Source organism: Pseudomonas sp. CFBP13508, assembly GCF_005233515.1.
GTDB lineage: Bacteria > Pseudomonadota > Gammaproteobacteria > Pseudomonadales > Pseudomonadaceae > Aquipseudomonas > Aquipseudomonas mercuritolerans.
Window position 1 is genome coordinate 173,789 of record NZ_QFZZ01000008.1, and the last position, 23,516, is coordinate 197,304.

The window sequence follows — 23,516 nt, forward strand, 5'->3', positions numbered from 1 at the left end:
TCGCTGCACGAACCGGCTACACGCCGCGACCAACGGCCCTCGTCGCCCAAAAGGTCTGGCAAACAGCTGTAATCAGGGTTTCCCTCGGCCAAGCGCGGTCATGTATGCTACGGCGCTTCCTGTCATTCCACTTCCAGCGCACCCGGGCCATCCCGGATGCCGCCGTCGAAGAGGATTAGGCCACCCCTATCCAGTACAAAAGTAGCCATGCACGAACAATATCAGCCACGTGAGATCGAAGCCGCCGCCCAGTCGTTCTGGGATGAGCAAAAGTCCTTTGAAGTCAGTGAACAGCCAGGCAAGGAAACCTACTACTGCCTGTCGATGTTCCCTTACCCCAGCGGCAAGCTGCACATGGGCCACGTGCGCAACTACACCATCGGCGACGTGATCTCGCGCTACCAGCGCATGCAGGGCAAGAATGTGCTGCAGCCAATGGGTTGGGATGCGTTCGGCATGCCGGCGGAAAACGCCGCAATGAAAAACAACGTAGCGCCCGCCAAGTGGACCTACGAGAACATCGCCTACATGAAGTCGCAGCTGCGCAGCCTCGGCCTCGCGGTGGACTGGTCCCGTGAAGTGACCACCTGCAAGCCGGACTACTACCGCTGGGAACAATGGCTGTTCACCCGCCTGTTCGAAAAAGGCGTGATCTACCGTAAGAACGGCACCGTGAACTGGGACCCGGTCGACCAGACCGTACTGGCCAACGAGCAGGTCATTGACGGCCGTGGCTGGCGTTCCGGCGCGCTGATCGAAAAGCGCGAAATCCCGATGTACTACTTCAAGATCACCGCTTACGCCGACGAGCTGCTGGAAAGCCTCGACGAACTGACTGGCTGGCCGGAACAGGTCAAGACCATGCAGCGCAACTGGATCGGCAAGTCCCGTGGCATGGAAGTGCAGTTCCCGTACAACGTCGATTCGATCGGCGAAGCCGGCACCCTGAAAGTCTTCACCACCCGTCCGGACACCCTGATGGGCGCGACCTATGTCGCCGTAGCTGCCGAGCACCCGCTGGCCACCCTGGCCGCGCAGAACAATCCCGAGCTGCAAGCGTTCATCGCTGAATGCAAGGGCGGCAGCGTCGCTGAAGCCGATGTCGCCACTCAGGAAAAGAAAGGCCTGCCGACCGGGCTGTTCGTCGAGCACCCGCTGACCGGCGAGAAGCTGCCGGTGTGGGTCGCCAACTACGTGCTGATGCACTACGGCGACGGCGCGGTCATGGCGGTTCCGGCGCACGACGAGCGCGATTTCGAATTCGCTCACAAGTACAACCTGCCGGTGAAATCGGTGGTGCGCACCAGCTCCGGCGACAGCAACCCGGCGCCGTGGCAGGACGCCTACGGCGAGCACGGCACACTGATCAACTCCGGTGAGTTCGACGGCCTCGACTTCGCCGGCGCGTTCGACGCCATGGAAGTCGCCCTGATCAAGAAAGAACTAGGCGCCTCGCGCACCCAGTTCCGCCTGCGCGACTGGGGCATCAGCCGCCAGCGCTACTGGGGCTGCCCGATCCCGATCATCCACTGCGCCGCGTGCGGCGACGTGCCGGTGCCGGAAGATCAACTGCCTGTCGTTCTGCCGGAAGACGTGGTGCCGGACGGCGCCGGTTCGCCGCTGGCGCGCATGCCCGAGTTCTACGAGTGCAGTTGCCCGAAATGCGGCGCGCCGGCCAAGCGCGAAACCGACACCATGGACACCTTTGTCGAGTCGTCGTGGTACTACGCCCGCTACGCCTCGCCCCACTTTGAAGGTGGCCTGGTGGAAAAATCCGCCGCCGACCACTGGCTGCCGGTGGATCAGTACATCGGCGGTATCGAACACGCCATTCTGCACCTGCTCTACGCGCGCTTCTTCCACAAGTTGATGCGCGACGAAGGTCTGGTCAGCTCCAACGAGCCGTTCAAGAACCTGCTGACCCAGGGCATGGTGATCGCCGAGACTTACTATCGTCGCGAAGCCAATGGTGCCTATACCTGGTTCAACCCGGCGGACGTGGAACTGGAGCGTGACAGCAAAGCCAAGGTCATCAGCGCCAAGCTGAAATCCGACGGCCTGCCGGTGGAAATCGGCGGTACCGAGAAGATGGCCAAGTCGAAGAACAACGGCGTCGACCCGCAGTCGATGATCGACCAGTTCGGTGCCGACACCTGCCGTCTGTTCATGATGTTCGCCTCGCCGCCTGACATGAGCGCCGAATGGTCCGACTCCGGCGTTGAAGGATCGCACCGTTTCCTCAAGCGCGTCTGGCGTCTGGCGCAAGCCCACGTCACCCAGGGCCTGCCGGGCAAACTGGATATCGCCGCCCTGAACGACGAGCAGAAAACCGTGCGTCGTGCGATTCACCTGGCGATCAAGCAGGCCAGTCATGACGTCGGCCAGAACCACAAATTCAACACCGCCATCGCTCAGGTGATGACGCTGATGAACGTGCTGGAAAAAACCGCCCAAGGCACCGATCAGGACCGCGCGCTGCTGCACGAAGGCCTGGAAGCGGTGACCCTGCTGCTGGCACCGATCACCCCGCACATCAGCCACGAACTGTGGAAGCAGTTGGGTCACGCCGATGCGGTGATCGATGCAGGCTGGCCGGCCGTGGACGAAAGTGCCTTGGTGCAGGACAACCTGACCCTGGTGATTCAGGTCAACGGCAAGCTGCGCGGGCAGATCGAAATGCCGGCCAGCGCCACCCGCGAAGAAATCGAAGCCGCTGCACGCATCAACGAAAACGTGCTGCGTTTCGTCGACGGCCTGACCATTCGCAAAGTGATTGTGGTACCGGGCAAACTGGTCAACATCGTCGCCAGCTAAATTGGATCGGCTGCCAGGCTCGCCTGGCAGCCAGTAAAACCTTTCGGGCCGCAGAGTCGGCTCACCTGGTTTCAAGGGGAGCAACACAATGATCAAACGCAATCTGCTGGTGATGGGCCTCGCCGTTCTGCTGAGCGCCTGCGGTTTCCAGTTGCGTGGTACCGGCACCAACGAACTGTCGATCAAGGAAATCGACCTGAGCGCGCGCAACGCTTACGGCGAAACCGTGACTCAATTGCGCCAGGTGCTGGAGTCCAGCGGCGTCAAGGTCTACACCGGCGCGCCATACAAGTTGTACCTGGCTGACGAGCAGGAAAACCAGCGCATTCTCAGCTATGCCGGCGCCGGTCGCACAGGCGAGTATCAGGTCAGTACCGTGCTGAGCTACGACATCCGCGGCGAGAACAATCTGTCACTGATCAGCGACAAGCTTGAAGTGCAGAAGGTGTTCATTCATGACGGCAACAACCTTGTCGGCTCCGATCAGGAAGCCAGTGACGCCCGTCGCGAGACCCGTCGTGAACTGGTTCAGCGCATGATGCTGCGCCTGTCGCAGCTGACCCCGGGCCAGTTGCAGCAACTGCAGCAAACCGCCAACGACCGCGCCAAGGCTGAAGCCGATGCGCTGGAAGCGGCACAGAAGGCTGAGGCGGAAACTCCGCGTCAGTCGCCGCTCGAAATCCCGCAGCAGTAAGACGGCCGGGGCGCCCAGGCGCCCCGTTCGCCCTTTCTTATGAAGCTCGCTCCCGCGCAACTCGGCAAACACCTGCAAGGCGCACTCGCGCCGGTCTACATCATCAGCGGCGATGACCCGCTGCTGTGTCAGGAAGCCGCCGACGCCATCCGCACCGCTGCCCGCCAGCAAGGTTTCGACGAACGCCAAGTCTTCGCCGCCGACGCCAATTTCGATTGGGGTACGTTGCTGCAGGCCGGCGCGAGCATGTCGCTGTTCGCTGAAAAACGCCTGCTGGAGCTGCGCCTGCCGTCGGGCAAGCCTGGCGACAGAGGCGCCGCCGCGCTGATCGAATACTGCTCACGCCCTGCTGAAGACACTGTCCTGCTGATCAGCTTGCCGAAGCTCGATGGCAGCGCGCAGAAAACCAAGTGGGGCAAGGCGCTGGTCGAAGGCCAACAAACCCAGTTCGTGCAGATCTGGCCGGTGGATGCCAATCAGCTGCCGAGCTGGATTCGTCAGCGCCTGTCCCAGGCCGGTCTATCGGCCAGCCAGGATGCGGTCGAATTGATTGCCGCGCGTGTCGAAGGCAACCTGCTCGCCGCTGCCCAGGAAATCGAAAAGCTCAAGTTGATGGCCGAAGGTGGGCAGATCACCGTCGAAACCGTTCAAGCCGCCGTGGCCGATAGTGCGCGGTTTGACGTGTTCGGCCTGACCGACGCGGTGCTCAACGGCGAACCGGCCCACGCCTTGCGCATGCTCGAAGGTTTGCGCGGCGAAGGCGTCGAACCGCCGGTGATCCTCTGGGCACTGGCGCGGGAGTTGCGCCTGCTGGCCAACATTTCCCTGCAATACAGCCAGGGCACGCCACTGGACAAGTGCTTCAGCCAGTCGAAACCGCCGGTCTGGGACAAGCGCAAGCCGCTGATGAGCAAGGCACTGCAACGCTACTCGGCGCAACGCTGGGCGCAGTTGCTGCTCGAAGCGCAGCGTATCGACGCGCAGATCAAGGGTCAGGCGGCGGGATCGCCGTGGATGAGCTTGAGTCGCTTGGCTCTATTGATGGCAGGCCAACGCCTGTCTTTGCCTGCCGAATAAGATCAAAAGATCGCAGCCTTCGGCAGCTCCTACATTTGGAATGTATTCCCCCTGCAGGAGCTGCCAGAGGCTGCGATCTTTTGACTTTTCTTTAGCATGAGCAGATTATCCGCAACGCGAAACCCACCACACCGAGAGAACCCTCATGAGCAAAAAGCCAGCAAAGCATGGCCCCAACAAGGCCAAATCCATCGTCGCCCAGCCCTTGTTCCGCAGCCGCCAGGAACGGCCAGCCAAGGGCAAAGGCAGCTACCGCCGCGAAGCCTTCCGGTCTGACAACCGGGAGGCTTTTTACTTTCTGGCTGCCTGAAGCGCACTACCCCTCGCTCATGTTAAGGTCTGCACCTGATTCGTTTCCCCTGGAACTGTGCATGCCCCCAAGTCTTTCCCGTCGTTGGCCCGTGCGCCAATTGATCGCTGCCTCCAGCTTCATCCTGCTTGTCGCCTGCGCGGAAAAACCCACCGCCGCCGATGCACAACCGCTTCAAGCCGCCCCGGTTACCACGGCCCCAGCGATCATTCCGCCGGTAGTGCCGTCCGCCGATCCGCTCGATATTCAACCGACCCAGACCTTCGCCGAATGGCAGGCAGGTTTTCGCAAGGACGCCCTCGCCGCCGGGATTCGTCCCGAGCTGTTCGATCAGGCATTTGCCAATGTCAGCTTCGACGCCAGCGTGATCCGCGCCGATCGCAGTCAGCCGGAGTTTTCCCGCCCGGTGTGGGAATACCTCGACGGTGCGCTGTCGCCGCTGCGCGTACGCAAGGGCCAGGCGCTGATCAACCAGTACGCCGACATTCTGCAGAGCATCGAGCAGCGTTATGGCGTCGATCGCCAGGCGCTGGTGTCGGTGTGGGGCATGGAGAGCAATTTCGGCCAGTTCCAGGGCAGCAAGTCGGTGATCAACTCGCTGGCCACCCTCGCCTACGAAGGCCGTCGTCCGGGCTTTGCTCACGCACAATTGATCGCCGCCCTGCAGATTCTGCAACAGGGCGATATCACCCCGGAGAAAATGCTCGGTTCCTGGGCCGGCGCGATGGGCCAGACCCAGTTCATTCCGACCACTTACAACACCCACGCCGTGGATTTTGACGGTGACGGTCGCCGCGACATCTGGGGCAGCCCGGCCGATGCGCTCGCCTCGACCGCGCATTATCTGCAAAGCTCGGGCTGGCAACGCGGCCAGCCGTGGGGTTTTGAAGTGCAATTGCCGAGCGGTTTCAACTACACGCTGGCCGATGGCGCGATTCGCAAAAGCGTCGCCGAATGGCGGCAACTGGGCGTGAACCTGCCCAATGGCGCGCAGGTGCCAGCCGGCTCCGAACAACTGTCCGCCGCCCTGCTGTTGCCGGCCGGGTATCGTGGCCCGGCGTTTCTGATCCTCGATAACTTCCGGGCGATTCTCAAGTACAACAATTCGTCGTCGTATGCGCTGGCGGTGAGCCTGTTGTCCGAGCGTTTCGAAGGCGCGGGCCTGATCAACGGCAACTGGCCGAAAGATGATCTGCCGCTGAGCCGTACTGAGCGCATCGAACTGCAAACGCTATTGAGCGCGCGTAATTATGACGCCGGCACAGCGGACGGGATTATCGGCGCCAATACGCGCAAAGCGATTCGCAGTGCCCAGCAGGCGCTGGGCTGGCCGGCGGATGGGTATCCGACGCACAAGTTGCTTGAGAGCCTGCGCACCCAATAGAAAGACTGCCGTATGGCGGATATCGCTTTCGCGAGCAGGCTCGCTCCCACAGTTGAGCGTATTCCAATGTGGGAGCGAGCCTGCTCGCGAAGACTGACTGTCAGGCAATAACCGTTTCAGCCTTGATGACCACATCCTGCTCCAGCAGCAACTCCTGTTTCCCCGCATCCAGCCGCACCAGCGCGCCCAACGGCAGTGTCAGGTTCGGGTCGCAATGGCCACTGCGCCAACCCGACAACACCGGAATCCGCAACGACTCAAAGGTTTGCTTGAGCAAGCGATTCAGCGCGTCGACCTCCACTCCGGCGATATCACCGACCAGCACACCGCGCAGTCGGGCCAGCTTGCCGGCCAGACGCATCTGGGTCAGCAGCCGATCAATGCGATACAGCGGCTCGTTGATGTCCTCGATGAACAGAATCACCCCTTCGACATCAATCTCGTAGGGCGTGCCGAGGGTTGCAGCAATCATCGCCAGGTTGCCGCCGAGCAAACGCCCGTGAGCGATGCCCGGTTCGACGGTTGATAACGGATAAGCCGCCGGATGGCTGAGCACACTGCCCGCTTTCAATTGCCCGCGCAGCATGGCGAAGAATGAAGTGACGGTCGGCGGCTCTTTGTCGCCCAGCAGGTCGGCATTGAGCAGCGGCCCGTGAAAGGTCACAAACCCGGCGTAGCGACTGATGGCCAGGTGGAGCGCAGTAATGTCGCTATAGCCGACAAAGGGTTTGGCGTGACGGCTGAGCAGGTCGTAATCGATTCGGTCGAGCAGACGCGGCGTGCCGTAGCCGCCGCGCAGGCAAATGATCGCGTCGACTTCGGGATCAGCGAACGCTGCATGCAGATCGCGCAGGCGTACGTCGTCACTGCCAGCCAGATAGCCGTCCTTCTCATAGACACCCGGAAACACCTTCAGCCCATAGCCGCGCGCGCGCATCCATTGCAGCGCTTTTTCAGTGTCGAGGGCGCCGGGGCCGGCAGGCGCGATGACGCCGATCGTCCCTTCGGAGGGCAGCGCCGGTACGGCTCGGTGGGCAATCAGGGTGTGGCTCGGTCGAACGGTCATCCTTGGGCTCCAGCGGTAAAGTCATGCACACACAGTAGTCAGCTGAAGAGACAAACAAAAGCCCCTTGTCTCAGGCAAAAAAATGCCCGCCGAGGAACCGTCCTCGGCGGGCATTTTTACATCAGCAGTGAATCAGGAACCCAGCAGCTCGGCCTTGACCAGCTTCGCCTGCTCGTCGGCGTGGTACGAGGAGCGTACCAATGGACCGGAAGCAACGTTCTTGAAGCCCATCTTGTAACCTTCTTCGGCGAACCAGGCGAAGGTGTCCGGGTGCACGAAACGCTGCACCGGCAAGTGACTGCGCGACGGTTGCAGGTACTGGCCGAGAGTCAGCATGTCGATGTCGTGTTCGCGCATGCGCTTCATGACTTCGATGACTTCCTCGTCGGTCTCGCCCAGGCCCAGCATCAGGCCGGACTTGGTCGGAATGTGCGGCATCATCTGCTTGAAGCGTTGCAGCAGGGTCAGCGACCACTGGTAATCCGAGCCCGGACGCGCAGCCTTGTACAGGCGCGGCACGGTTTCCAGGTTGTGGTTGAACACATCCGGCGGCTCGGCGGCGGTGATTTCCAGGGCGATGTCCATACGCCCACGGTAGTCCGGGACCAGGGTCTCGAGCTGAACGTTCGGCGACAGTTTGCGGATTTCGCGGATGCAGTCGGCAAAGTGCTGGGCACCGCCGTCACGCAGGTCGTCGCGGTCCACCGAAGTGATCACCACGTATTTGAGCTTGAGGTCGGCGATGGCGATAGCCAGGCTTTCCGGCTCGTTGACGTCCAGTGGCTTCGGACGACCGTGGCCAACGTCGCAGAACGGGCAGCGGCGGGTGCAGATGTCGCCCATGATCATGAAGGTTGCGGTGCCGCCGGAGAAGCATTCGCCGAGGTTCGGGCAGGACGCTTCTTCGCAGACACTGTGCAGCTTGTGCTTGCGCAGCAGGCTCTTGATGCGGTCGACTTCCGGCGAAACCGGGATGCGCACGCGGATCCAGTCGGGTTTCTTCGGCAGTTCGGTGGTCGGGATGATCTTGACCGGGATGCGTGCAACCTTCTCGGCGCCGCGCAGCTTGACGCCGGCTTCAACCTTGGGACGCGGGGCCGGGCGCTCGGTCACGTCGAGCGTCGGGATCATGGTTTGCACTGCATCAGTAGTCATATCAGTCGATTCCGCCCGTGAGGGTCGTCTGCTCAGCATAGTCGAGGTGTTTGACGAGCTGCGCGCGCAGCCGGGCACTTACCTCGGCAAATTCAATCGATCCTGCGTGATCGCTCAGCTGGGTCATGGCCAGCCCGGCGTAGCCGCAGGGATTAATCCGTCGAAACGGTTCCAGGTTCATATCCACGTTCAGGGCCAGGCCATGAAAGGAACAACCGTGGCGAATGCGCAAACCCAGAGAAGCGATTTTCGCTCCATCGACATACACGCCGGGAGCATCTGGCTTGGCGGCGGCGGTAACGCCGTAGCTGGCCAGCAGTTCGATCAGGCAGGCTTCCATGCGGCTGACCAGATCGCGCACGCCGAAACCCAGCTTGCGCACATCCAGTAACAGATAGGCCACCAGTTGCCCGGGGCCATGATAAGTCACTTGGCCGCCACGATCGACCTGCACCACCGGAATATCTCCCGGCAGCAACAGGTGTTCTGCCTTGCCGGCCTGGCCCTGAGTGAACACCGGCGGGTGTTCGACGAGCCAGATTTCGTCGTCGGCAGCAGTCCCGCGCTCATTGGTGAAACGTTGCATGGCATGCCAGACCGGCTCGTAAGCCATCTGGCCCAGCTCGCGAAAGCCCAGCGTGCCGCGCATCACAACACCATGTGCACGAAGCCGGTCGCCCGCAGTTCGCTGTTGATGTTGTACAGCTGATCCTGATCGGTGGCGACGATGTGCAGCTGGATGGTGGTGTACTTGCCGGTGCTGCTCTGACGCTCGTCGATGCGCTCGTCATTGATGGTCGCGTGTTTCTTCACGATCTCGATGATCTGGTCTTTGCGGCCGACGCCCGTATCGCTGATCACCTTGACGGGATAATCCGTGACAGGAAATTCGATCTTTGGCGCCTTTACTTCGTTATCGGTCATGGCGTAACGGCCTCTTAAGCCGTGGTAACGCACATGGCCCCGCACCGGATCGGGGCGGGGCCATGCAGGTCAACACAAAATCAGTTGAACAAGCCGTAGAAGAATAGACGGATGCTATCCCACATGCGGCGGAAGATACCACCCTCCTCGACGCCATCCAGAGCGATCAGGTCGGCGCTGTGCACTACCTTGTCTTCCAGTTTGACTTCGACTTTACCGATCACGTCGCCCTTGGCGATTGGCGCAACCAGTTGCGGGTTCATGGTCATGCTGGCTGCGAGTTTCTTCAGCTGGCCTTTCGGCAGAGTCATGGTCAGGTCTTGCGCCAGGCCGGCCTTGACCTGGCTGGTGGTGCCTTTCCATACCGGCGCCTGCGCCAGTTCAGTGCCCTTCTGGTAGAAGGTCTGGGTTTCGAAGAAGCGGAAACCGTAGGTCAACAGCTTCTGGGTTTCTGCGGCACGGGCCACTTCGCTGTTGGTGCCGAACACCACAGCGATCAGGCGCTGGCCGTCACGTACCGCTGAGGACACCATGCAGTAGCCGGCTTCGTCGGTGTGGCCGGTTTTCAGACCGTCAACGGTCTTGTCGCGCCACAGCAGCAGGTTGCGGTTAGGCTGCTTGATGCCGTTCCAGAAGAACTCTTTCTGCGAGTAGATCGCATAGTGAGCCGGGTCTTCGTGGATGATCGCGCGAGCGAGGATCGCCATGTCGTGAGCGGACGAATAGTGCTCAGGGTTCGGCAGACCGGTCGGGTTCATGAAGTGGGTATTGGTCATGCCCAGTTCGGTGACGGTCTTGTTCATCAGGTCGGCGAACGCGTCTTCGCTGCCGGCGATGTGCTCGGCCAGGGCGACGCTGGCGTCGTTACCGGACTGGATGATGATGCCGTGCAGCAGGTCGCTGACAGTCACTTGCGAGCCGACCTTGATGAACATCCGCGAACCGCCGGTGCGCCAGGCGTTTTCGCTGACGGTCACCGGGTCGTTTTCACCGATCTGACCGCGACGGATTTCCAGGGTCGCGATGTACGCGGTCATCAGCTTGGTCAGGCTGGCCGGTGGCAGACGCTGGTCGCCGTTGTTTTCGACCAGCACGTTGCCGCTGCTGGCATCCATCAGAACGTAGGCCTTGGCGGCCAGTTGTGGTGGCGACGGCATCATCTCGGCCGCAAAGGCGGCTGGCGAGAGGAGCAGCGGGACTAGCAGACACAGGCGTTTGGCAAAGGTGGTGATGTTCATCCGTCTCTCGAAATCGCTAATGGAAACTGTCCTTGCGGACAAAATTTAATCAGATGGCTTTCTGACGAGCCATCGCGTGTTCAGTTGCTCACTCCAGTCACCCTTGCCGGGCTTTTGTTCTTCGACGAGCCAACAACCTGGTTCACCCCCCGAATACCGCAAGTGAACCGTCAATCAAGGTCTACGTGTTACTCGGTGACCACGCTGGGCGAACCCAGATTGGCCAGACGCACACTGTTCTGCACCTGGGCGATTTCACCCGGCGAGCCGATCGGCCCCAGGCGTACCCGGTGCAGGGTCTGCTGATTGCGCACGATCGAGCTGATGAACACTGGCGCGCTCACCATCCCGCTGAGCTTCGACCTCAGCAGTTCGGCAGCGTCCGGGTTGGCGAACGCGCCCACCTGCAGATACTGGCCAGACGCTGGTGCAGAAGCGTTTTTTTTTGCATCGATCTGCACGGGCACCACGGCCGCGGCGTGTTGCTGCGGCGGCGGTGTCCATTGCTCGACGGTGCCGGCCGAAGCCGTAATCACTGGCGCGCTATTCTGCGCCACTTGCGGCTCGTTGAGCATCAGCGGCGCCGGACGGCCCTTGGCCGCCCACCACTGCTGCGGATCGATGCCTTCGACCTTGACCCGCGCGGTGCCGGTTTCGGCATAGCCGAGTTTCTTCGCCGCTGCGTAGGACAAGTCGATGATGCGATCGGAGTAGAACGGCCCACGGTCGTTGACGCGCAGGATCACGGTCTTGTTGTTGTCCAGGTTGGTCACCCGAACGTAACTTGGCAGCGGCAAGGTCTTGTGCGCGGCACTCATGCCGTACAGGTCATACACTTCGCCGTTGGCGGTGTTCTGGCCATGGAACTTGGTGCCGTACCAGGACGCCGTGCCCGAAGCCACGTAGGTCTTGGATTCCTGTAACGGAAAATAGGTCTTGCCCAGCACGGTGTACGGATTGGCCTTGTACGGGCCGGTGTGCAGGGTCGGCGTCGCATCCGGGATGCGCGAAACATCGACATCCCACCACGGCGCGCCGTCTTTGTGCGCGCGGTTGATGTCCAGGCCCGGTTGGGCGCGGACAGCGGTGGACGGGGTCTTCTGCGTCGGCGTACGGCTGGTCGTGCAACTGGCGACCAGGACTGCCAACGCAGCGAAAGCCACCAGCTTCAGGGGTTTATTGTTAGGCAATGCCTGCATTACTTGACGCCCCGTGCTTGTACCAGCTGTTCAGACAGTTGATGTACGGCCATGGCGTACATCACGCTGCGGTTATAACGCGTGATCGCGTAGAAATTCTGCAGGCCCATCCAGTATTCAGGGCCGTTGTCGCCTTCGAGGCGAAATGCGGTAACCGGCATATCATCGCGCAGCGCATCATGACTTGACCAGCCCAGCGCCCGCAACTCTGCGACCGTCTTCACCGGTTCGATACCGGTGGTCAGGCCTTCATCGACCTGCTCGCCGCGCACATCGGCGCGGCTGACCACCGGCTCGCCGGCAACCCAGCCATGACGCTTGAAATAGCTGGCGACGCTGCCAATGGCATCGTCCGGGTTGTTCCAGATATTGATGTGGCCATCACCGTCGAAGTCCACCGCGTAGGCGCGAAAGCTGCTCGGCATGAACTGCGGCAGGCCCATGGCCCCGGCGTACGAGCCTTTCAGGGTCAGCGGGTCGACCTGCTCTTCACGGGCCAGCAGCAGGAACTCACGCAGTTCCTTGCGGAAAAATTCGGCACGGGGAGGATAGTCGAAGCCGAGGGTCGATAAAGCATCGATCACGCGGAAATTGCCGGTATTACGTCCGAAAAAGGTCTCGACGCCGATGATCGACACGATGACCTGTGCCGGCACGCCGTATTCCTGCTCGGCACGGGCCAGGGTCGCCTCGTGCTGACGCCAGAAATCGACACCCCGGGCGATGCGCGCGTCAGTGATGAACATCGGGCGATATTCATTCCACTGCTTGACCCGTTCGGCGGGTTTGGAGATGGCGTCGAGAATCGACTGCTTGCGTTGCGCCTCGCGGAACACACCCATCAGTTGTTCACCGGCGAAACCGTAGTCGCGGGTCATTTCGCCGACGAATTCGGCCACCTGCGGCGAGCCTTCATAGTCGCCGGCCAGCGCTTCCTGCACGCTCCCCAGCAGGCCCATCAGGCCAACCAGCGGCGCGCATCGAGTCGCCCAGCCACGCATTACTTGCATTGCACTCTTCACCTTATTCAAACCTGTGCGATCCACTTGCGATGGGTATGGATCGACATCAAAACCCCAAACGCTGACAGCAGCGTCACCAGCGAAGTTCCTCCGTAGCTAATGAACGGCAACGGCACCCCCACGACCGGCAACAGGCCACTGACCATACCGATGTTGACGAAAACGTAAACAAAAAAAGTCATGGTCAACGCGCCGGCGAGCAATTTACCGAACAGCGTTTGCGCTTGCGCGGTGATCACCAGCCCGCGCCCGATCAACAACAGATAGATCAGCAGCAGCGCGCAAATCCCCACCAGACCGAACTCTTCACCAAGCACAGCAATGATGAAGTCGGTGTGGCTTTCCGGGAGAAAGTCCAGGTGTGACTGGGTGCCGAGCAGCCAGCCTTTACCGAATACGCCACCGGAACCGATCGCGGCTTTCGACTGGATGATGTTCCAGCCGGTACCGAGTGGATCGCTTTCCGGGTCGAGAAAGGTCAGGACCCGTTGCTTCTGATAGTCATGCATGACGAAGAACCACATCGCCACCGACACCGGCACCGCCGCCGCCAGTACGCTGAGAATCCAGCGCCAGCGCAGGCCGCCCATGAACAGCACGAAGGCGCCACCGGCGAGAATCAGCAACGAGGTACCGAGATCGGGCTGGCGCACGATCAGAATGAACGGCACGCCAATCAGCATCAGGCTGATGCCGACGTGCTTGAGCTGCGGCGGCAAGGTGCGTTTGGACAGATACCAGGCGATGGTCGCCGGCATCAGGATCTTCATGAATTCCGAGGGCTGGAAGCGGATCACCCCGGGGATGTTGATCCAGCGCGTGGCGCCCATGGCGTTGTGGCCCATGATGTCGACGACAATCAGCAAGACCACGCCGATCACGTAACCGAGCGGCACCCAGCGGGCCATGAAACGCGGCTCGAACTGGGCGATGACAATCATCGCCACCAGGCCGATGCCGAAGGATGTGGCCTGCTTGCCGAGCAGATCCCAGCTCTTGCCGCTGGCCGAATACAGCACGAACAGGCTGCCGGCGGCGAGGATCAGCAACAGGATCAACAGCGGGCCATCGATATGCAGTCTTTGCAGCAACGTCGCGCGGCGACGCATCACATCCTCGCTGGAGAGCATGCGATCGAAATTATTCATCACGGGCCGGGGCCTCCGCAGTGATTGGGCTGGCGTACTCGGCTTTCAGGTGGCCGTCCTGGTCGAGCAACCAGGCATCCATGACCTGGCGCACCACCGGCGCGGCAACGCCGGAACCGGACTCACCGTTCTCGACCATCACCGACACGACGATTTTCGGATCATCGGCCGGGGCGAAGCCGACGAACAGGGCGTGGTCGCGGTGGCGTTCCTGGACCTTGGAGCGGTCGTATTTCTCGCCCTGCTTGATCGCCACCACCTGCGCGGTACCGGACTTGCCGGCGATGCGATATTGCGCGCCGATCGCCGCTTTGCGCGCGGTACCACGGGCACCGTGCATCACCTGCTGCATGCCGTGGTTGACCTTGTTCCAGTCGGACGGGTCGCGCAGGACGATGTTCGGCATCGGGTTTTCATCCACCGGCTTGACCCCGTCGAGGGACTTGGCCAGGTGCGGACGATTCCAGATGCCTTTGTTGGCCACCAGCGCCGTGGCCTGGGCCAATTGCAGCGGCGTCGATTGCATATAGCCTTGGCCGATCCCGAGAATCAGGGTCTCACCGGGGAACCACGCCTGCTTGCGCGTCGCCCGTTTCCATTCGCGGGACGGCATCAGGCCCGGGGACTCTTCGAACATGTCCAGCGAGACCTTCTGGCCGATGCCGAACTTGTTCATGTACGTCGACAGCCGATCGATGCCGAGCTTGTGCGCCAGGTCATAGAAGTAGGTGTCATTGGAACGCATGATCGCCGTGTCGAGGTCGACGAAGCCGTCACCGGTGCGGTTCCAGTTGCGGTACTTGTGGTCGTAGTTGGGCAGCATGTAATAGCCCGGGTCGAACACCCGGCTGGAAGCCGTGACCACGCCGGCGTCGAGACCGGCAATCGCTACCGCCGGTTTGATCGTCGAGCCCGGCGGGTACAGACCGCGCAGCACGCGGTTGAACAGCGGCCGGTCGATGGAATCACGCAACTCGGCGTAGGCCTTGAAGCTGATGCCGGTGACGAACAGGTTCGGGTCGAAACTCGGCTGACTGACCATCGCCAGCACTTCGCCGGTTTTCGGATCAAGCGCCACCACCGCGCCACGACGCCCACCCAGCGCGGCCTCGGCGGCTTCCTGCAACTTGATGTCGAGGCTGAGGACGATGTCCTTGCCGGGAATCGGATCGGTGCGCTTGAGCACCCGTAATACGCGGCCACGGGCATTGGTCTCGACTTCCTCGTAACCGACCTGACCGTGCAATTCCGGCTCGTAGAAACGCTCGATGCCAGTCTTGCCGATATGGTGGGTGCCGCTGTAGTTGACCGGATCCAGCGACTTCAGCTCTTTCTCGTTGATCCGCCCCATGTAGCCCACCGAGTGCGCGAAATGCGCGCCCTGCGGGTAGTGACGGACCAGTTGCGCGACCACCTCCACCCCGGGCAGGCGGAACTGGTTCACCGCGATGCGGGCGATCTGCTCTTCGGTCAGCTCGAACAGGATCGGCACCGGCTCGAACGGCCGGCGCCCCTGACGCATGCGTTTCTCGAAGATCACCCGGTCCTCGGGCGTCAGCTCCAGCACCTCGACGATGACGTCGAGCACCTGTTGCCAGTCGCCGGAGCGCTCGCGGGTCATGCTCAGGCTGAAGCTCGGCCGGTTGTCGGCCACGACCACGCCGTTGCGGTCGAAAATCAGCCCGCGCGTCGGCGGAATCGGCTGCACATGGACGCGGTTGTTTTCCGACAGTGTCGAGTGGTACTCGTACTGGATCACCTGCAGGTAATACAGACGCGCGATCAACACACAGATCAGCGCCACGATCACGATCGCACCGAACACGACACGGCTGCGCACCAGACGGGCGTCCTTTTCGTGGTCCTTGATGCGGATCGGCTGAGACATGAGGGCAGGCTTACTTGTGGTAAGGGTGGCCGGACAACACGGTCCAGGCACGGTACAACTGTTCGCCGATCAGGATCCGCACCAGCGGGTGCGGCAAGGTCAGCGGCGACAACGACCAGCGCTGGTCAGCGCGGGCACAGACTTCCGGTGCCAGCCCTTCCGGGCCGCCGACCATGAAGTTGACCGTGCGCGAATCCAGGCGCCAGCGATCGAGCTCAACCGCCAGTTGCTCGGTGCTCCACGGCTTGCCGTGAACCTCCAGCGTGACGATCCGCTCGTTGTGCCCGACCTTGGCCAGCATGGCTTCGCCTTCCTGGCGGATGAAACGGGCCACGTCGGCATTCTTGCCGCGGGTATTGAGCGGAATTTCCACCAGTTCCAGCGCCAGCTCGGACGGAAGACGCTTGGCATATTCATGCCAGCCTTCTTCCACCCACTTGGGCATGCGTGAACCGACGGCGATCAGGCGCAGTCGCACAGCAATCCCTTAGAACTGGTCTTTGTTGAGCTTGGTGAAATGCTCGTGAGTGTTTTCCGGGCTGTGATGCTTGGCATCGGCCGCACGGCTTTGCTCGGCACCGGCCCACAGACGCTCCAGGTCGTAGAACTGACGCGCCGAGGCGGTCATCATGTGCACGATCACCAGATCGAGGTCGAGCAGTACCCAGTCGCTGTCGCCCTTGCCTTCTTCGCCCAGCGGCTTGGCGCCCTGCTTTTTCACTTCCTCGCGGACCTTGTCGAGCATCGCGTTGATCTGGCGATTGGAGGTACCGGTGGCGATGATCATGTAGTCAGTGATGCTCTGCTTGTCGCGCACATCGATGATCTGGATGTCCTGGGCCTTGACGTCTTCCAGCGCGGCGACGGCAATCTTGACCAGTTCGTCGCCCTTGAGCGGCTCGTTGGTGTTGACGGCTTCCGGCAGTGGTGCGCTCTTGAACGTGCCTTTGCGCTTTACTTTCGGTAGATCTTTATCAGTCATATGTAACTCGTTTTGCTCATGTATTCGGCGGCTTGGGGATACGGTGATCCGTATCGGTGAAGCACGCCTTGTTCAGTTCGACGCACGGTACAGACCGTGCGCATCGATGTAGGCCAGGACCGCGTCGGGCACCAGGAAACGTACCGACTTACCGCTGGCCAGCAGTTGACGGATCTGGGTGGCGGAAACCGCGAGCGGTGTCTGCCAGACGAATGCAATCTGTCCGCTCGGCCCTTTCAGGGCCAGCGGGTCGCTCACCGAACGCGCTGCCAGCAGGTTGCGCAAGGCATCCGGCGGTTCGCTGTCGGCGTCCGGGCGCTGTAGCACCAGGATATGGCAATGCTGGAGCAACTCTTCCCAGCGGTGCCAAGTGGGCAGGCCGCAAAATGCGTCCCAGCCCAAAAGCAGAAAAACCTGGGTCTCGGCGGGCATCTCTGCGCGCAGCGACTCCAGGGTATCGATGGTCCAGGACGGTTTGTCCCGCTGCAATTCGCGGGCGTCCACCACCAGCGGCGGCAATCCGGCCACCGCGCACTCGACCATCGCCAGCCGATCCTGCGCCGACACCTGCGGCGTACCGCGATGTGGCGGCCGCGCATTCGGCATCAGGCGCAACTCGTCCAGCGCCAGCGCTTCGACAACTTCCAGCGCGCCACGCAAATGGCCGATGTGCACCGGGTCGAACGTACCGCCCAGCACGCCAATGCGTTGGGGGCGCGACTCGCTGCCGGTGTGCGGCGCTGTCAGGTCGAGGTCGGTCAAGTCAGACCGTCGCCTGGCCGCGCAACTGGCCATCGCCGACCACGATGTACTTCTCGCAGGTCAGCCCCTCGAGCCCCACCGGGCCGCGGGCGTGCAGCTTATCAGTAGAAATGCCGATCTCGGCACCCAATCCGTATTCAAATCCATCGGCAAAGCAGGTCGGCGTGTTGATCATCACCGAGGCCGAGTCGACTTCCGCCACGAACCGGCGGGTGTCGGCGAGGTTTTCGCTGACGATCGAGTCGGTGTGATGGGAGCCGTAATGATTGATGTGTTCGATTGCCTGCTCCAGTCCGTCGACCACGCGGATCGACAGGATCGGCGCCAGGTACTCGGTGTGCCAGTCGTCCTCGGTGGCCGCTACAGCCTCGATGATCGCCCGGGTGCGTTCGCAACCACGCAACTCGACACCTTTGTCGCGGAACTGCGCGGCCATCGAAGGCAGGAAATCCCTGGCAATCGCTCGATCGACCAGCAAAGTTTCCATCGCGCCACAGATGCCATAACGGTAAGTCTTGGCGTTGAAGGCGATGCGCTGGGCTTTGCCCAGATCGGCGTGTTCACTGACGTAAACGTGGCAGATGCCGTCCAGGTGCTTGATCACCGGCACGCGGGCATCGCGGCTGATGCGTTCGATCAGGCCACGGCCACCACGGGGCACGATGACGTCGACGTATTCATGCATGCTGATCAGCGCGCCAACCGCGGCACGATCAGTGGTTTCGACCACTTGCACCACGGCGGCGGGCAGTTCGGCCTCGGCCAGACCGCGCTGAATGCACGCGGCAATCGCGCGGTTGGAATGAATTGCCTCGGAGCCGCCGCGCAGGATGGTCGCGTTGCCGGACTTCAGGCACAGGCTGGCGGCATCAATGGTCACGTTCGGACGGGATTCGTAGATGATTCCGATCACGCCCAGCGGTACACGCATCTTGCCGACCTGAATGCCCGACGGACGGAAGCTCATGTCGCGGATCGCGCCGACCGGATCCGCCAGTGCAGCGACCTGGCGCAAGCCGACGATCATGCCGTCGATGCGTGCCGGGGTCAGTTCCAGACGTTCCAGCAGCGCCGGCTCAAGACCGCTGGCGCGACCGGCAGCCAGATCCCGTTCATTGGCTGCGGCCAGCTCGGCGCGTGCAGCATCCAGAGCATCGGCGGCAGCCTGCAAGGCGCGGTTTTTCTGCGCGGTGCTGGCGCGACCGATGACCCGGGAGGCAGCGCGGGCGGCGCGACCCAATCGGGTCATGTAGTCAAGAACGGACTCAGTCATGGTCTGCTGGGGTCTTGGCAAAGAGGAAAGCGGCAGATTATAGCTGCCGCGTCCCGGGACTAACAGCGGTGACGGGCGGATGGTCGAAATGAGCTGCGTTTGCCCCTCGTTCAGACGTAATTAAGCTCAGCGTTGTTATCATCACGACCTCTTGAGCCTGGATAAACCTTGCCCATCATGACCAACGTGCCCCTTTGCCCCGAGTCCGCGCGCCTGCCCGTGGGCCTGCCGGACAGTTTTTTCGACCGCGACGCACAAGTGCTGGCGCAGGCGCTGCTCGGCAAAGTCATCCGCCATCGCGTCGGCGACCTGTGGCTGAGCGCACGAATCATCGAGACCGAAGCCTATTACTGCGCGGAAAAAGGCAGTCATGCCTCGCTCGGTTACACAGAAAAGCGTAAGGCTTTGTTTCTGGATGGCGGCCACATTTATATGTACTACGCCCGTGGCGGTGATTCGCTGAACTTCAGCGCGCAAGGTCCGGGCAATGCCGTTTTGATCAAATCCGCCTATCCGTGGGTCGACGAGGTCAGCGGCCCGGCGAGTCTGGCGCAGATGCTGCTGAACAATCCCGATGCCCAGGGGCGACCGCGTCCGACGCAGAAGCTCTGCGCCGGGCAGACGTTGTTGTGCAAGGCATTGGGTTTGAAAGTACCGATGTGGGATGCCAAGCGTTTCGACCATGAGTTGTTGCTGGTCGAAGACACCGGGCCGCCGCCCTCGCAGATTATTCAAACCACCCGGCTGGGCATTCCGCTGGGCCGTGATGAACACTTGATGTACCGCTTCGTTGACGCCGCGTATGCGCAATGGTGCACGCGGAACCCGCTGCGACGGGGTCAGGTCGAAGGCCGGGATTATATGTTGCTGTAAATGCTTACCCTTGTAGGAGCTGCCGCAGGCTGCGATCTTTTGATCTTGTTCTTTTAAAGCAGAATCAAAAGATCGCAGCCTGCGGCAGCTCCTACCGGGATCATCAATAGTCTGGAGTTTTTCTGTATGGGCCCATGGCTCGATAGCATCACCGGATGGCTCGGCGCCAATCCACAGTGGCTGGCCGCAGCGGTGTTCCTCGTGGCGTGCGTGGAGTGCCTGGCGATTGCCGGGCTGATCGTGCCAGGCACGGTGCTGCTGTTTGCCGTGGCGGTACTGGCCGGCAGCGGCGCGCTGTCACTGAGCGAAACGCTGCTGCTGGGCTTTCTCGGCGGCATCCTCGGCGACCTGATCTCGTACTTTCTGGGGCGGCATTTCCACCAGAACATCCGCCGCCTCCCCGGGCTACGCCATCACCCGGAATGGATGGCCGGCGCCGAGTCGTACTTCCAGCGCTATGGCATCGCCAGCCTGCTGGTCGGGCGTTTCATCGGCCCGCTGCGGCCGATGCTGCCGATGGTCGCCGGGATGTGCGACATGCCGTTCCCGCGCTTCTTCGCCGTCAGCCTGCTCGCCGCCGCCGGCTGGAGCCTGGCTTACCTGTTGCCGGGCTGGGCCACGGGCGCGGCGTTCCGCCTGCCATTGCCTGAAGGTTTCTGGCTCGAAGCCGGAATTGTCGCGGCCAGCATCGCGGTGATGGTCGGCCTGAGCGTCAACAGCAGCGTGCGTCGTCATCGTCGGGCGACGATCTGGATCGGCGGCATGAGCCTGTTGATCCTGATCGGGCTGTTTATCGGCTATCCATACCTCACCGCGCTCGACAACGGTGTGATGACTCTGGTGCAGGAACATCGCCAGCCAGCGCTGGACGAAATCGCCGTGACGCTGACCCTGATCGGCGAGTTCCGCAACATGCTGCTGTTCAGCGCCCTGCTTGTCATATTGCTGTTGCTGTGCAAGCAGTGGCGCCAGGCGATATTTGCCGGCGCGACCATGATGGTGACCGCGATGGCCAACACCGGAACCAAATACTTCTTCGCCCGGGTGCGCCCTGAAGTGCTCAGTGATCCATTGACCACCTACAGCATGCCAAGCGGTCACGCCTCGGGCGCATTCGCCCTGTTCCTGACGTTGGGTGTACTGGCCGGTCGCGGTCAGCCGCCACGCATGCGTCTGACCTGGCTGCTGATTGCCTGCATCCCGGCACTGGCAATTGCCTTGTCACGGGTCTATCTGGGGGCGCACTGGCCAACCGACATTCTCGCCGGTGCCATGCTCGCCAGTTGCGTCTGTGCCGCGATGCTGTGGTTGAGCCAACGACAGACGTCCCTCAACGCGATGCCGTTCAAGATCTGGTGGCTGATCCTGCCATCGATGGTTGCACTGTTCGGATTCTTTGTACTGCGCCACTTGCCGCATACATTGTTGCGTTACGCTTATTGAAACAAATACTTTTCAGATATCAACCATTAAGCGCCGCTCTTCGGAAACACTCGAAAAGAGCGGCCCCGCCATTGGATTCACCTTTATTACTTGCGCACCCGCAAGCCAGCAAACTTTCCTGCTGAAACGAATATAAAATTGGCGTTACATAATAAAGCCGACTTCATACACCAGCGCCTTTCATACTGATAAGCACACGCCAGGTTAATAAACTTGATTAGCGTGATTACATATCCTCAAACATTGATCTCACCAGACAATGTTTATAGTTGCTATCAGTTTCGAGTCAAATCATGAGTCCAAAATTACCGCGCAAAACGTCCGTGACGGCTACGCGCCATTCTGAAATAGGCACTTCCGGGACGCGCAGATCCGACATTGCGCTTCCCGGATTTTCGCGCATCACGGATTTTTTTCAACAGACATTGCCGAACAGTCCTGGCAGCCTGCAATCAAGCGGGGAAACTCCAAGGTTGCCCGCCGTCGAAGTCACCCCCATGCCAGCCCATAGAGGGAGTGAAAAATCGATAGATGACTATTGGCTTTCCGAGGCTTTTTTGCGCGGCATGAACCCCGCCGACGCAGAAGGCTTTCGCTGGATCGTCAACCGCAAGTTCGTTGATGTGTATGTCGACGGCGTGCTGCGCACCACTCATGTCGGCCTCGATGAATCCGGCACCCTGCGAAGCAAACTGCTGACCGAGCGCATCCCTTCCGGACCGCGGCTGTATAAAAATGCCGAGGGCCAGACCTGGCGCCTGACGGAACAGCCTGCGGCAAAACGACCGCGCGTGCAGTCACCCTCTCAGCCCATCGACCAGAGCCGCTACTGGCCCTCGGGGCGCTCGCCAGACAACCAGGGTTATTTCGAAATGCGCGAGTCCGGGGGATCAAGCGCACCTCAGACACTGTTCGCTCTCACGGATGAGTATGGCAACTTCATGCGCGTCGACCCGCCCGCTGGCGGCTTTGACGCACAGCCGACGCACTTCGTGCACTGGACCGACAGGCAAATCTGGCAACTGTACGGGCTGCACGGCGAGGACATCGTGAGGTTTCGTCTGCATGCCCACACCACCGGCCAGCCACCCCAATGGGCGCAACCATCGCCCACGGGCAACCCGGTGACCGACCTGCTGCGCGACAGCCTGCGCTGGCTGCACCCGGCCATGTCCTTCAAGGAGCGTGAGCGTTATCTGCAGTCGTTCAACCTGCTGCCAAGCCAATTGCTGCGTCTGCAGCAAGACATGCAGAACCGGCTGGCAATACCGGCCTGGGTCCAGGCTCACCAGCGCTTGCTCGATGACGTCGACAATCCGCAGCGACTCGAGCAGTTCGCCAAGGATGCAGTCGAACAACTCAACCTCAAGCGCAATGCCCGCCACGACTGGTATCACGCCGAGAACAGTCTGACTCCCGAAATACGTGAAGCACTGCTGAAGAAACTCGGTTACTTGCGCAACAAGAACAATTGCCTGTACCGCACCGACATTCCTGCGCTGTTTCGAGGTGACGAGCGCACCCCGTTCGAATTGGCGAACGACGGCACCATGCTGCCGCGCTACCACCATGAACCCGGCGCCACTACACACAAGCCGATCAGCGCGACCTTCAGTCTCAATGAGGGCCAGATGTATGCCAGCGCGCCGGATCCTGAATACCTGCGCTTCAACAGCCAGACCCACAAATATCCGGGGCGTGATGCCAGCGACAGCAGCTCGGAAAGTGCTGACAGCGATGCCAGCGATTCGCCAAGCAGTTCGTCTTCCGGCTGGTCTGAACCGGCCAGCCCCGTGGCGTGGGATCACGAGCGCGATTACCGGTCCAGCCGCACCCGGCAGACGGAAATGTTCATCTACGCCCTCGACACCCGCAACCTTGAAGTCGTCCCGCATGAAGAAAACATGATGTTCAACGCCAGCGCCCGCAAAACGCCGCCGACCTGGTTTCCCTCTGACGATTTCGAGGGACTGATCTCTGTCAGCCGCAGCGGACTGAGCGCCGAGCGTATCTGGCTGCTGAACAGCGCCCAGACCAAAGGCGCCAGGGTGACAGACATCAACGACATGGCGGGAGACAGCGCTGGACGCATCAAAGCGGCGACCCATGCCGGACACTCCAATCAGTTCGAATATGACCGATTGATCGACCAGGTCGAGGCAGCGGCCCTGCCCATAGTCAGGCTTTCAGGCAACAGAAACGAATTCGCTCATGACATCGTTTGGCCCTGAAACAAACAGTTTGCCCGCAACACCGGTAAGAAA

The 23,516-nt window shown here is 61.3% G+C and carries 21 protein-coding genes; 8 read left to right on the forward strand and 13 right to left on the reverse strand.

From position 1 onward, the window contains the following. Window positions 1-207 precede the first annotated feature (207 nt). The 5 genes from leuS to PspCFBP13508_RS21735 all read left to right on the forward strand — a co-directional run bounded on the left by leuS (window position 208) and on the right by PspCFBP13508_RS21735 (window position 6,279). Complete coding sequence (leuS, locus tag PspCFBP13508_RS21715; protein ID WP_137215658.1) at window positions 208-2,814, forward strand: leucine--tRNA ligase; 2,607 nt, start codon at window positions 208-210, stop codon at window positions 2,812-2,814. Between the two features lie 88 nt (window positions 2,815-2,902). Beyond that, the gene (gene lptE, locus PspCFBP13508_RS21720) at window positions 2,903-3,508 is read left to right on the forward strand and encodes an LPS assembly lipoprotein LptE (RefSeq protein ID WP_130912133.1); all 606 of its coding nucleotides are present in this window, start codon (window positions 2,903-2,905) and stop codon (window positions 3,506-3,508) included. A 39-nt stretch (window positions 3,509-3,547) separates the two neighbouring features. Beyond that, window positions 3,548-4,585: a DNA polymerase III subunit delta gene (gene holA, locus PspCFBP13508_RS21725; protein WP_137215659.1), complete on the forward strand. Its 1,038-nt coding sequence runs from the start codon at window positions 3,548-3,550 to the stop codon at window positions 4,583-4,585. Window positions 4,586-4,730: 145 nt separating this feature from the next. Beyond that, window positions 4,731-4,895: an alternative ribosome rescue factor ArfA gene (arfA, locus tag PspCFBP13508_RS21730; RefSeq protein ID WP_016773035.1), complete on the forward strand. Its 165-nt coding sequence runs from the start codon at window positions 4,731-4,733 to the stop codon at window positions 4,893-4,895. A 61-nt stretch (window positions 4,896-4,956) separates the two neighbouring features. Then, complete coding sequence (locus tag PspCFBP13508_RS21735) at window positions 4,957-6,279, forward strand: lytic murein transglycosylase (RefSeq protein WP_130912132.1); 1,323 nt, start codon at window positions 4,957-4,959, stop codon at window positions 6,277-6,279. A 100-nt stretch (window positions 6,280-6,379) separates the two neighbouring features. On the opposite strand, the gene PspCFBP13508_RS21740 is transcribed toward PspCFBP13508_RS21735, so the two are convergent. The 13 genes from PspCFBP13508_RS21740 to PspCFBP13508_RS21800 all read right to left on the reverse strand — a co-directional run bounded on the left by PspCFBP13508_RS21740 (window position 6,380) and on the right by PspCFBP13508_RS21800 (window position 18,936). Continuing rightward, window positions 6,380-7,345 (reverse strand): LD-carboxypeptidase, encoded by a 966-nt coding sequence (locus tag PspCFBP13508_RS21740; protein ID WP_130912131.1) that lies wholly within the window; start codon window positions 7,343-7,345, stop codon window positions 6,380-6,382. Between the two features lie 132 nt (window positions 7,346-7,477). After that, window positions 7,478-8,476, reverse strand: a complete 999-nt coding sequence (gene lipA / locus PspCFBP13508_RS21745; protein ID WP_160768663.1) for a lipoyl synthase — start codon at window positions 8,474-8,476, stop codon at window positions 7,478-7,480. A gap of 25 nt (window positions 8,477-8,501) precedes the next feature. Then, window positions 8,502-9,149: a lipoyl(octanoyl) transferase LipB gene (lipB, locus tag PspCFBP13508_RS21750; protein ID WP_137215660.1), complete on the reverse strand. Its 648-nt coding sequence runs from the start codon at window positions 9,147-9,149 to the stop codon at window positions 8,502-8,504. Further along, window positions 9,149-9,424 carry a DUF493 domain-containing protein gene (locus tag PspCFBP13508_RS21755; RefSeq protein WP_130912128.1) on the reverse strand — a complete coding sequence of 92 codons (276 nt, stop codon included), beginning with the start codon at window positions 9,422-9,424 and terminating at the stop codon, window positions 9,149-9,151. Before PspCFBP13508_RS21755 ends, lipB begins: the two co-directional genes overlap by 1 nt. Window positions 9,425-9,504: 80 nt before the next feature. After that, complete coding sequence (locus PspCFBP13508_RS21760; protein WP_016773028.1) at window positions 9,505-10,662, reverse strand: D-alanyl-D-alanine carboxypeptidase family protein; 1,158 nt, start codon at window positions 10,660-10,662, stop codon at window positions 9,505-9,507. A gap of 188 nt (window positions 10,663-10,850) precedes the next feature. After that, the gene (locus PspCFBP13508_RS21765) at window positions 10,851-11,861 is read right to left on the reverse strand and encodes a septal ring lytic transglycosylase RlpA family protein (protein ID WP_016773027.1); all 1,011 of its coding nucleotides are present in this window, start codon (window positions 11,859-11,861) and stop codon (window positions 10,851-10,853) included. Then, entirely contained in the window at window positions 11,861-12,871 is a 1,011-nt protein-coding gene (gene mltB, locus PspCFBP13508_RS21770; protein WP_137215661.1) for a lytic murein transglycosylase B, read from the reverse strand. Before mltB ends, PspCFBP13508_RS21765 begins: the two co-directional genes overlap by 1 nt. 17 nt (window positions 12,872-12,888) lie before the next feature. Continuing rightward, window positions 12,889-13,992, reverse strand: coding sequence for a rod shape-determining protein RodA (gene rodA / locus PspCFBP13508_RS21775; RefSeq protein WP_051600793.1), 1,104 nt, complete (start codon window positions 13,990-13,992; stop codon window positions 12,889-12,891). A 31-nt stretch (window positions 13,993-14,023) separates the two neighbouring features. Further along, a complete protein-coding gene (mrdA, locus tag PspCFBP13508_RS21780; RefSeq protein ID WP_071173699.1) occupies window positions 14,024-15,919 on the reverse strand; it encodes a penicillin-binding protein 2 in 1,896 nt (631 codons plus the stop codon). A 10-nt stretch (window positions 15,920-15,929) separates the two neighbouring features. Further along, window positions 15,930-16,397 (reverse strand): 23S rRNA (pseudouridine(1915)-N(3))-methyltransferase RlmH, encoded by a 468-nt coding sequence (rlmH, locus tag PspCFBP13508_RS21785; RefSeq protein ID WP_011063671.1) that lies wholly within the window; start codon window positions 16,395-16,397, stop codon window positions 15,930-15,932. Window positions 16,398-16,406: 9 nt separating this feature from the next. After that, a complete protein-coding gene (gene rsfS / locus PspCFBP13508_RS21790) occupies window positions 16,407-16,901 on the reverse strand; it encodes a ribosome silencing factor (RefSeq protein ID WP_016773024.1) in 495 nt (164 codons plus the stop codon). A gap of 72 nt (window positions 16,902-16,973) precedes the next feature. Then, window positions 16,974-17,663, reverse strand: a complete 690-nt coding sequence (gene nadD / locus PspCFBP13508_RS21795; protein ID WP_016773023.1) for a nicotinate-nucleotide adenylyltransferase — start codon at window positions 17,661-17,663, stop codon at window positions 16,974-16,976. Window position 17,664: 1 nt separating this feature from the next. After that, window positions 17,665-18,936 carry a glutamate-5-semialdehyde dehydrogenase gene (locus PspCFBP13508_RS21800; protein WP_137215662.1) on the reverse strand — a complete coding sequence of 424 codons (1,272 nt, stop codon included), beginning with the start codon at window positions 18,934-18,936 and terminating at the stop codon, window positions 17,665-17,667. 177 nt (window positions 18,937-19,113) lie between these two features. Here PspCFBP13508_RS21800 and PspCFBP13508_RS21805 point away from each other — a divergent pair, with 177 nt between their 5' ends. The 3 genes from PspCFBP13508_RS21805 to PspCFBP13508_RS21820 all read left to right on the forward strand — a co-directional run bounded on the left by PspCFBP13508_RS21805 (window position 19,114) and on the right by PspCFBP13508_RS21820 (window position 23,483). Beyond that, the gene (locus tag PspCFBP13508_RS21805) at window positions 19,114-19,809 is read left to right on the forward strand and encodes a DNA-3-methyladenine glycosylase (protein ID WP_130912141.1); all 696 of its coding nucleotides are present in this window, start codon (window positions 19,114-19,116) and stop codon (window positions 19,807-19,809) included. 126 nt (window positions 19,810-19,935) lie between these two features. Further along, the gene (locus PspCFBP13508_RS21815) at window positions 19,936-21,252 is read left to right on the forward strand and encodes a bifunctional DedA family/phosphatase PAP2 family protein (protein WP_137215663.1); all 1,317 of its coding nucleotides are present in this window, start codon (window positions 19,936-19,938) and stop codon (window positions 21,250-21,252) included. A gap of 566 nt (window positions 21,253-21,818) precedes the next feature. Then, window positions 21,819-23,483: a hypothetical protein gene (locus PspCFBP13508_RS21820; RefSeq protein WP_241662940.1), complete on the forward strand. Its 1,665-nt coding sequence runs from the start codon at window positions 21,819-21,821 to the stop codon at window positions 23,481-23,483. Window positions 23,484-23,516: the final 33 nt, after the last annotated feature.

Excerpts from the sequence above, each read along its gene's own strand:
- leuS (WP_137215658.1), top strand. The coding sequence starts at position 208 with ATGCACGAACAATATCAGCCACGTGAGATCGAAGCCGCCGCCCAGTCG.
- lptE (WP_130912133.1), top strand. The coding sequence starts at position 2,903 with ATGATCAAACGCAATCTGCTGGTGATGGGCCTCGCCGTTCTGCTGAGC.
- holA (WP_137215659.1), top strand. The coding sequence starts at position 3,548 with ATGAAGCTCGCTCCCGCGCAACTCGGCAAACACCTGCAAGGCGCACTC.
- arfA (WP_016773035.1), top strand. The coding sequence starts at position 4,731 with ATGAGCAAAAAGCCAGCAAAGCATGGCCCCAACAAGGCCAAATCCATC.
- PspCFBP13508_RS21735 (WP_130912132.1), top strand. The coding sequence starts at position 4,957 with ATGCCCCCAAGTCTTTCCCGTCGTTGGCCCGTGCGCCAATTGATCGCT.
- PspCFBP13508_RS21740 (WP_130912131.1), bottom strand. The coding sequence starts at position 7,345 with ATGACCGTTCGACCGAGCCACACCCTGATTGCCCACCGAGCCGTACCG.
- lipA (WP_160768663.1), bottom strand. The coding sequence starts at position 8,476 with ATGATCCCGACGCTCGACGTGACCGAGCGCCCGGCCCCGCGTCCCAAG.
- lipB (WP_137215660.1), bottom strand. The coding sequence starts at position 9,149 with ATGCGCGGCACGCTGGGCTTTCGCGAGCTGGGCCAGATGGCTTACGAG.
- PspCFBP13508_RS21755 (WP_130912128.1), bottom strand. The coding sequence starts at position 9,424 with ATGACCGATAACGAAGTAAAGGCGCCAAAGATCGAATTTCCTGTCACG.
- PspCFBP13508_RS21760 (WP_016773028.1), bottom strand. The coding sequence starts at position 10,662 with ATGAACATCACCACCTTTGCCAAACGCCTGTGTCTGCTAGTCCCGCTG.
- PspCFBP13508_RS21765 (WP_016773027.1), bottom strand. The coding sequence starts at position 11,861 with ATGCAGGCATTGCCTAACAATAAACCCCTGAAGCTGGTGGCTTTCGCT.
- mltB (WP_137215661.1), bottom strand. The coding sequence starts at position 12,871 with ATGCAAGTAATGCGTGGCTGGGCGACTCGATGCGCGCCGCTGGTTGGC.
- rodA (WP_051600793.1), bottom strand. The coding sequence starts at position 13,992 with ATGCGTCGCCGCGCGACGTTGCTGCAAAGACTGCATATCGATGGCCCG.
- mrdA (WP_071173699.1), bottom strand. The coding sequence starts at position 15,919 with ATGTCTCAGCCGATCCGCATCAAGGACCACGAAAAGGACGCCCGTCTG.
- rsfS (WP_016773024.1), bottom strand. The coding sequence starts at position 16,901 with ATGACTGATAAAGATCTACCGAAAGTAAAGCGCAAAGGCACGTTCAAG.
- PspCFBP13508_RS21800 (WP_137215662.1), bottom strand. The coding sequence starts at position 18,936 with ATGACTGAGTCCGTTCTTGACTACATGACCCGATTGGGTCGCGCCGCC.
- PspCFBP13508_RS21805 (WP_130912141.1), top strand. The coding sequence starts at position 19,114 with ATGACCAACGTGCCCCTTTGCCCCGAGTCCGCGCGCCTGCCCGTGGGC.
- PspCFBP13508_RS21815 (WP_137215663.1), top strand. The coding sequence starts at position 19,936 with ATGGGCCCATGGCTCGATAGCATCACCGGATGGCTCGGCGCCAATCCA.
- PspCFBP13508_RS21820 (WP_241662940.1), top strand. The coding sequence starts at position 21,819 with ATGAACCCCGCCGACGCAGAAGGCTTTCGCTGGATCGTCAACCGCAAG.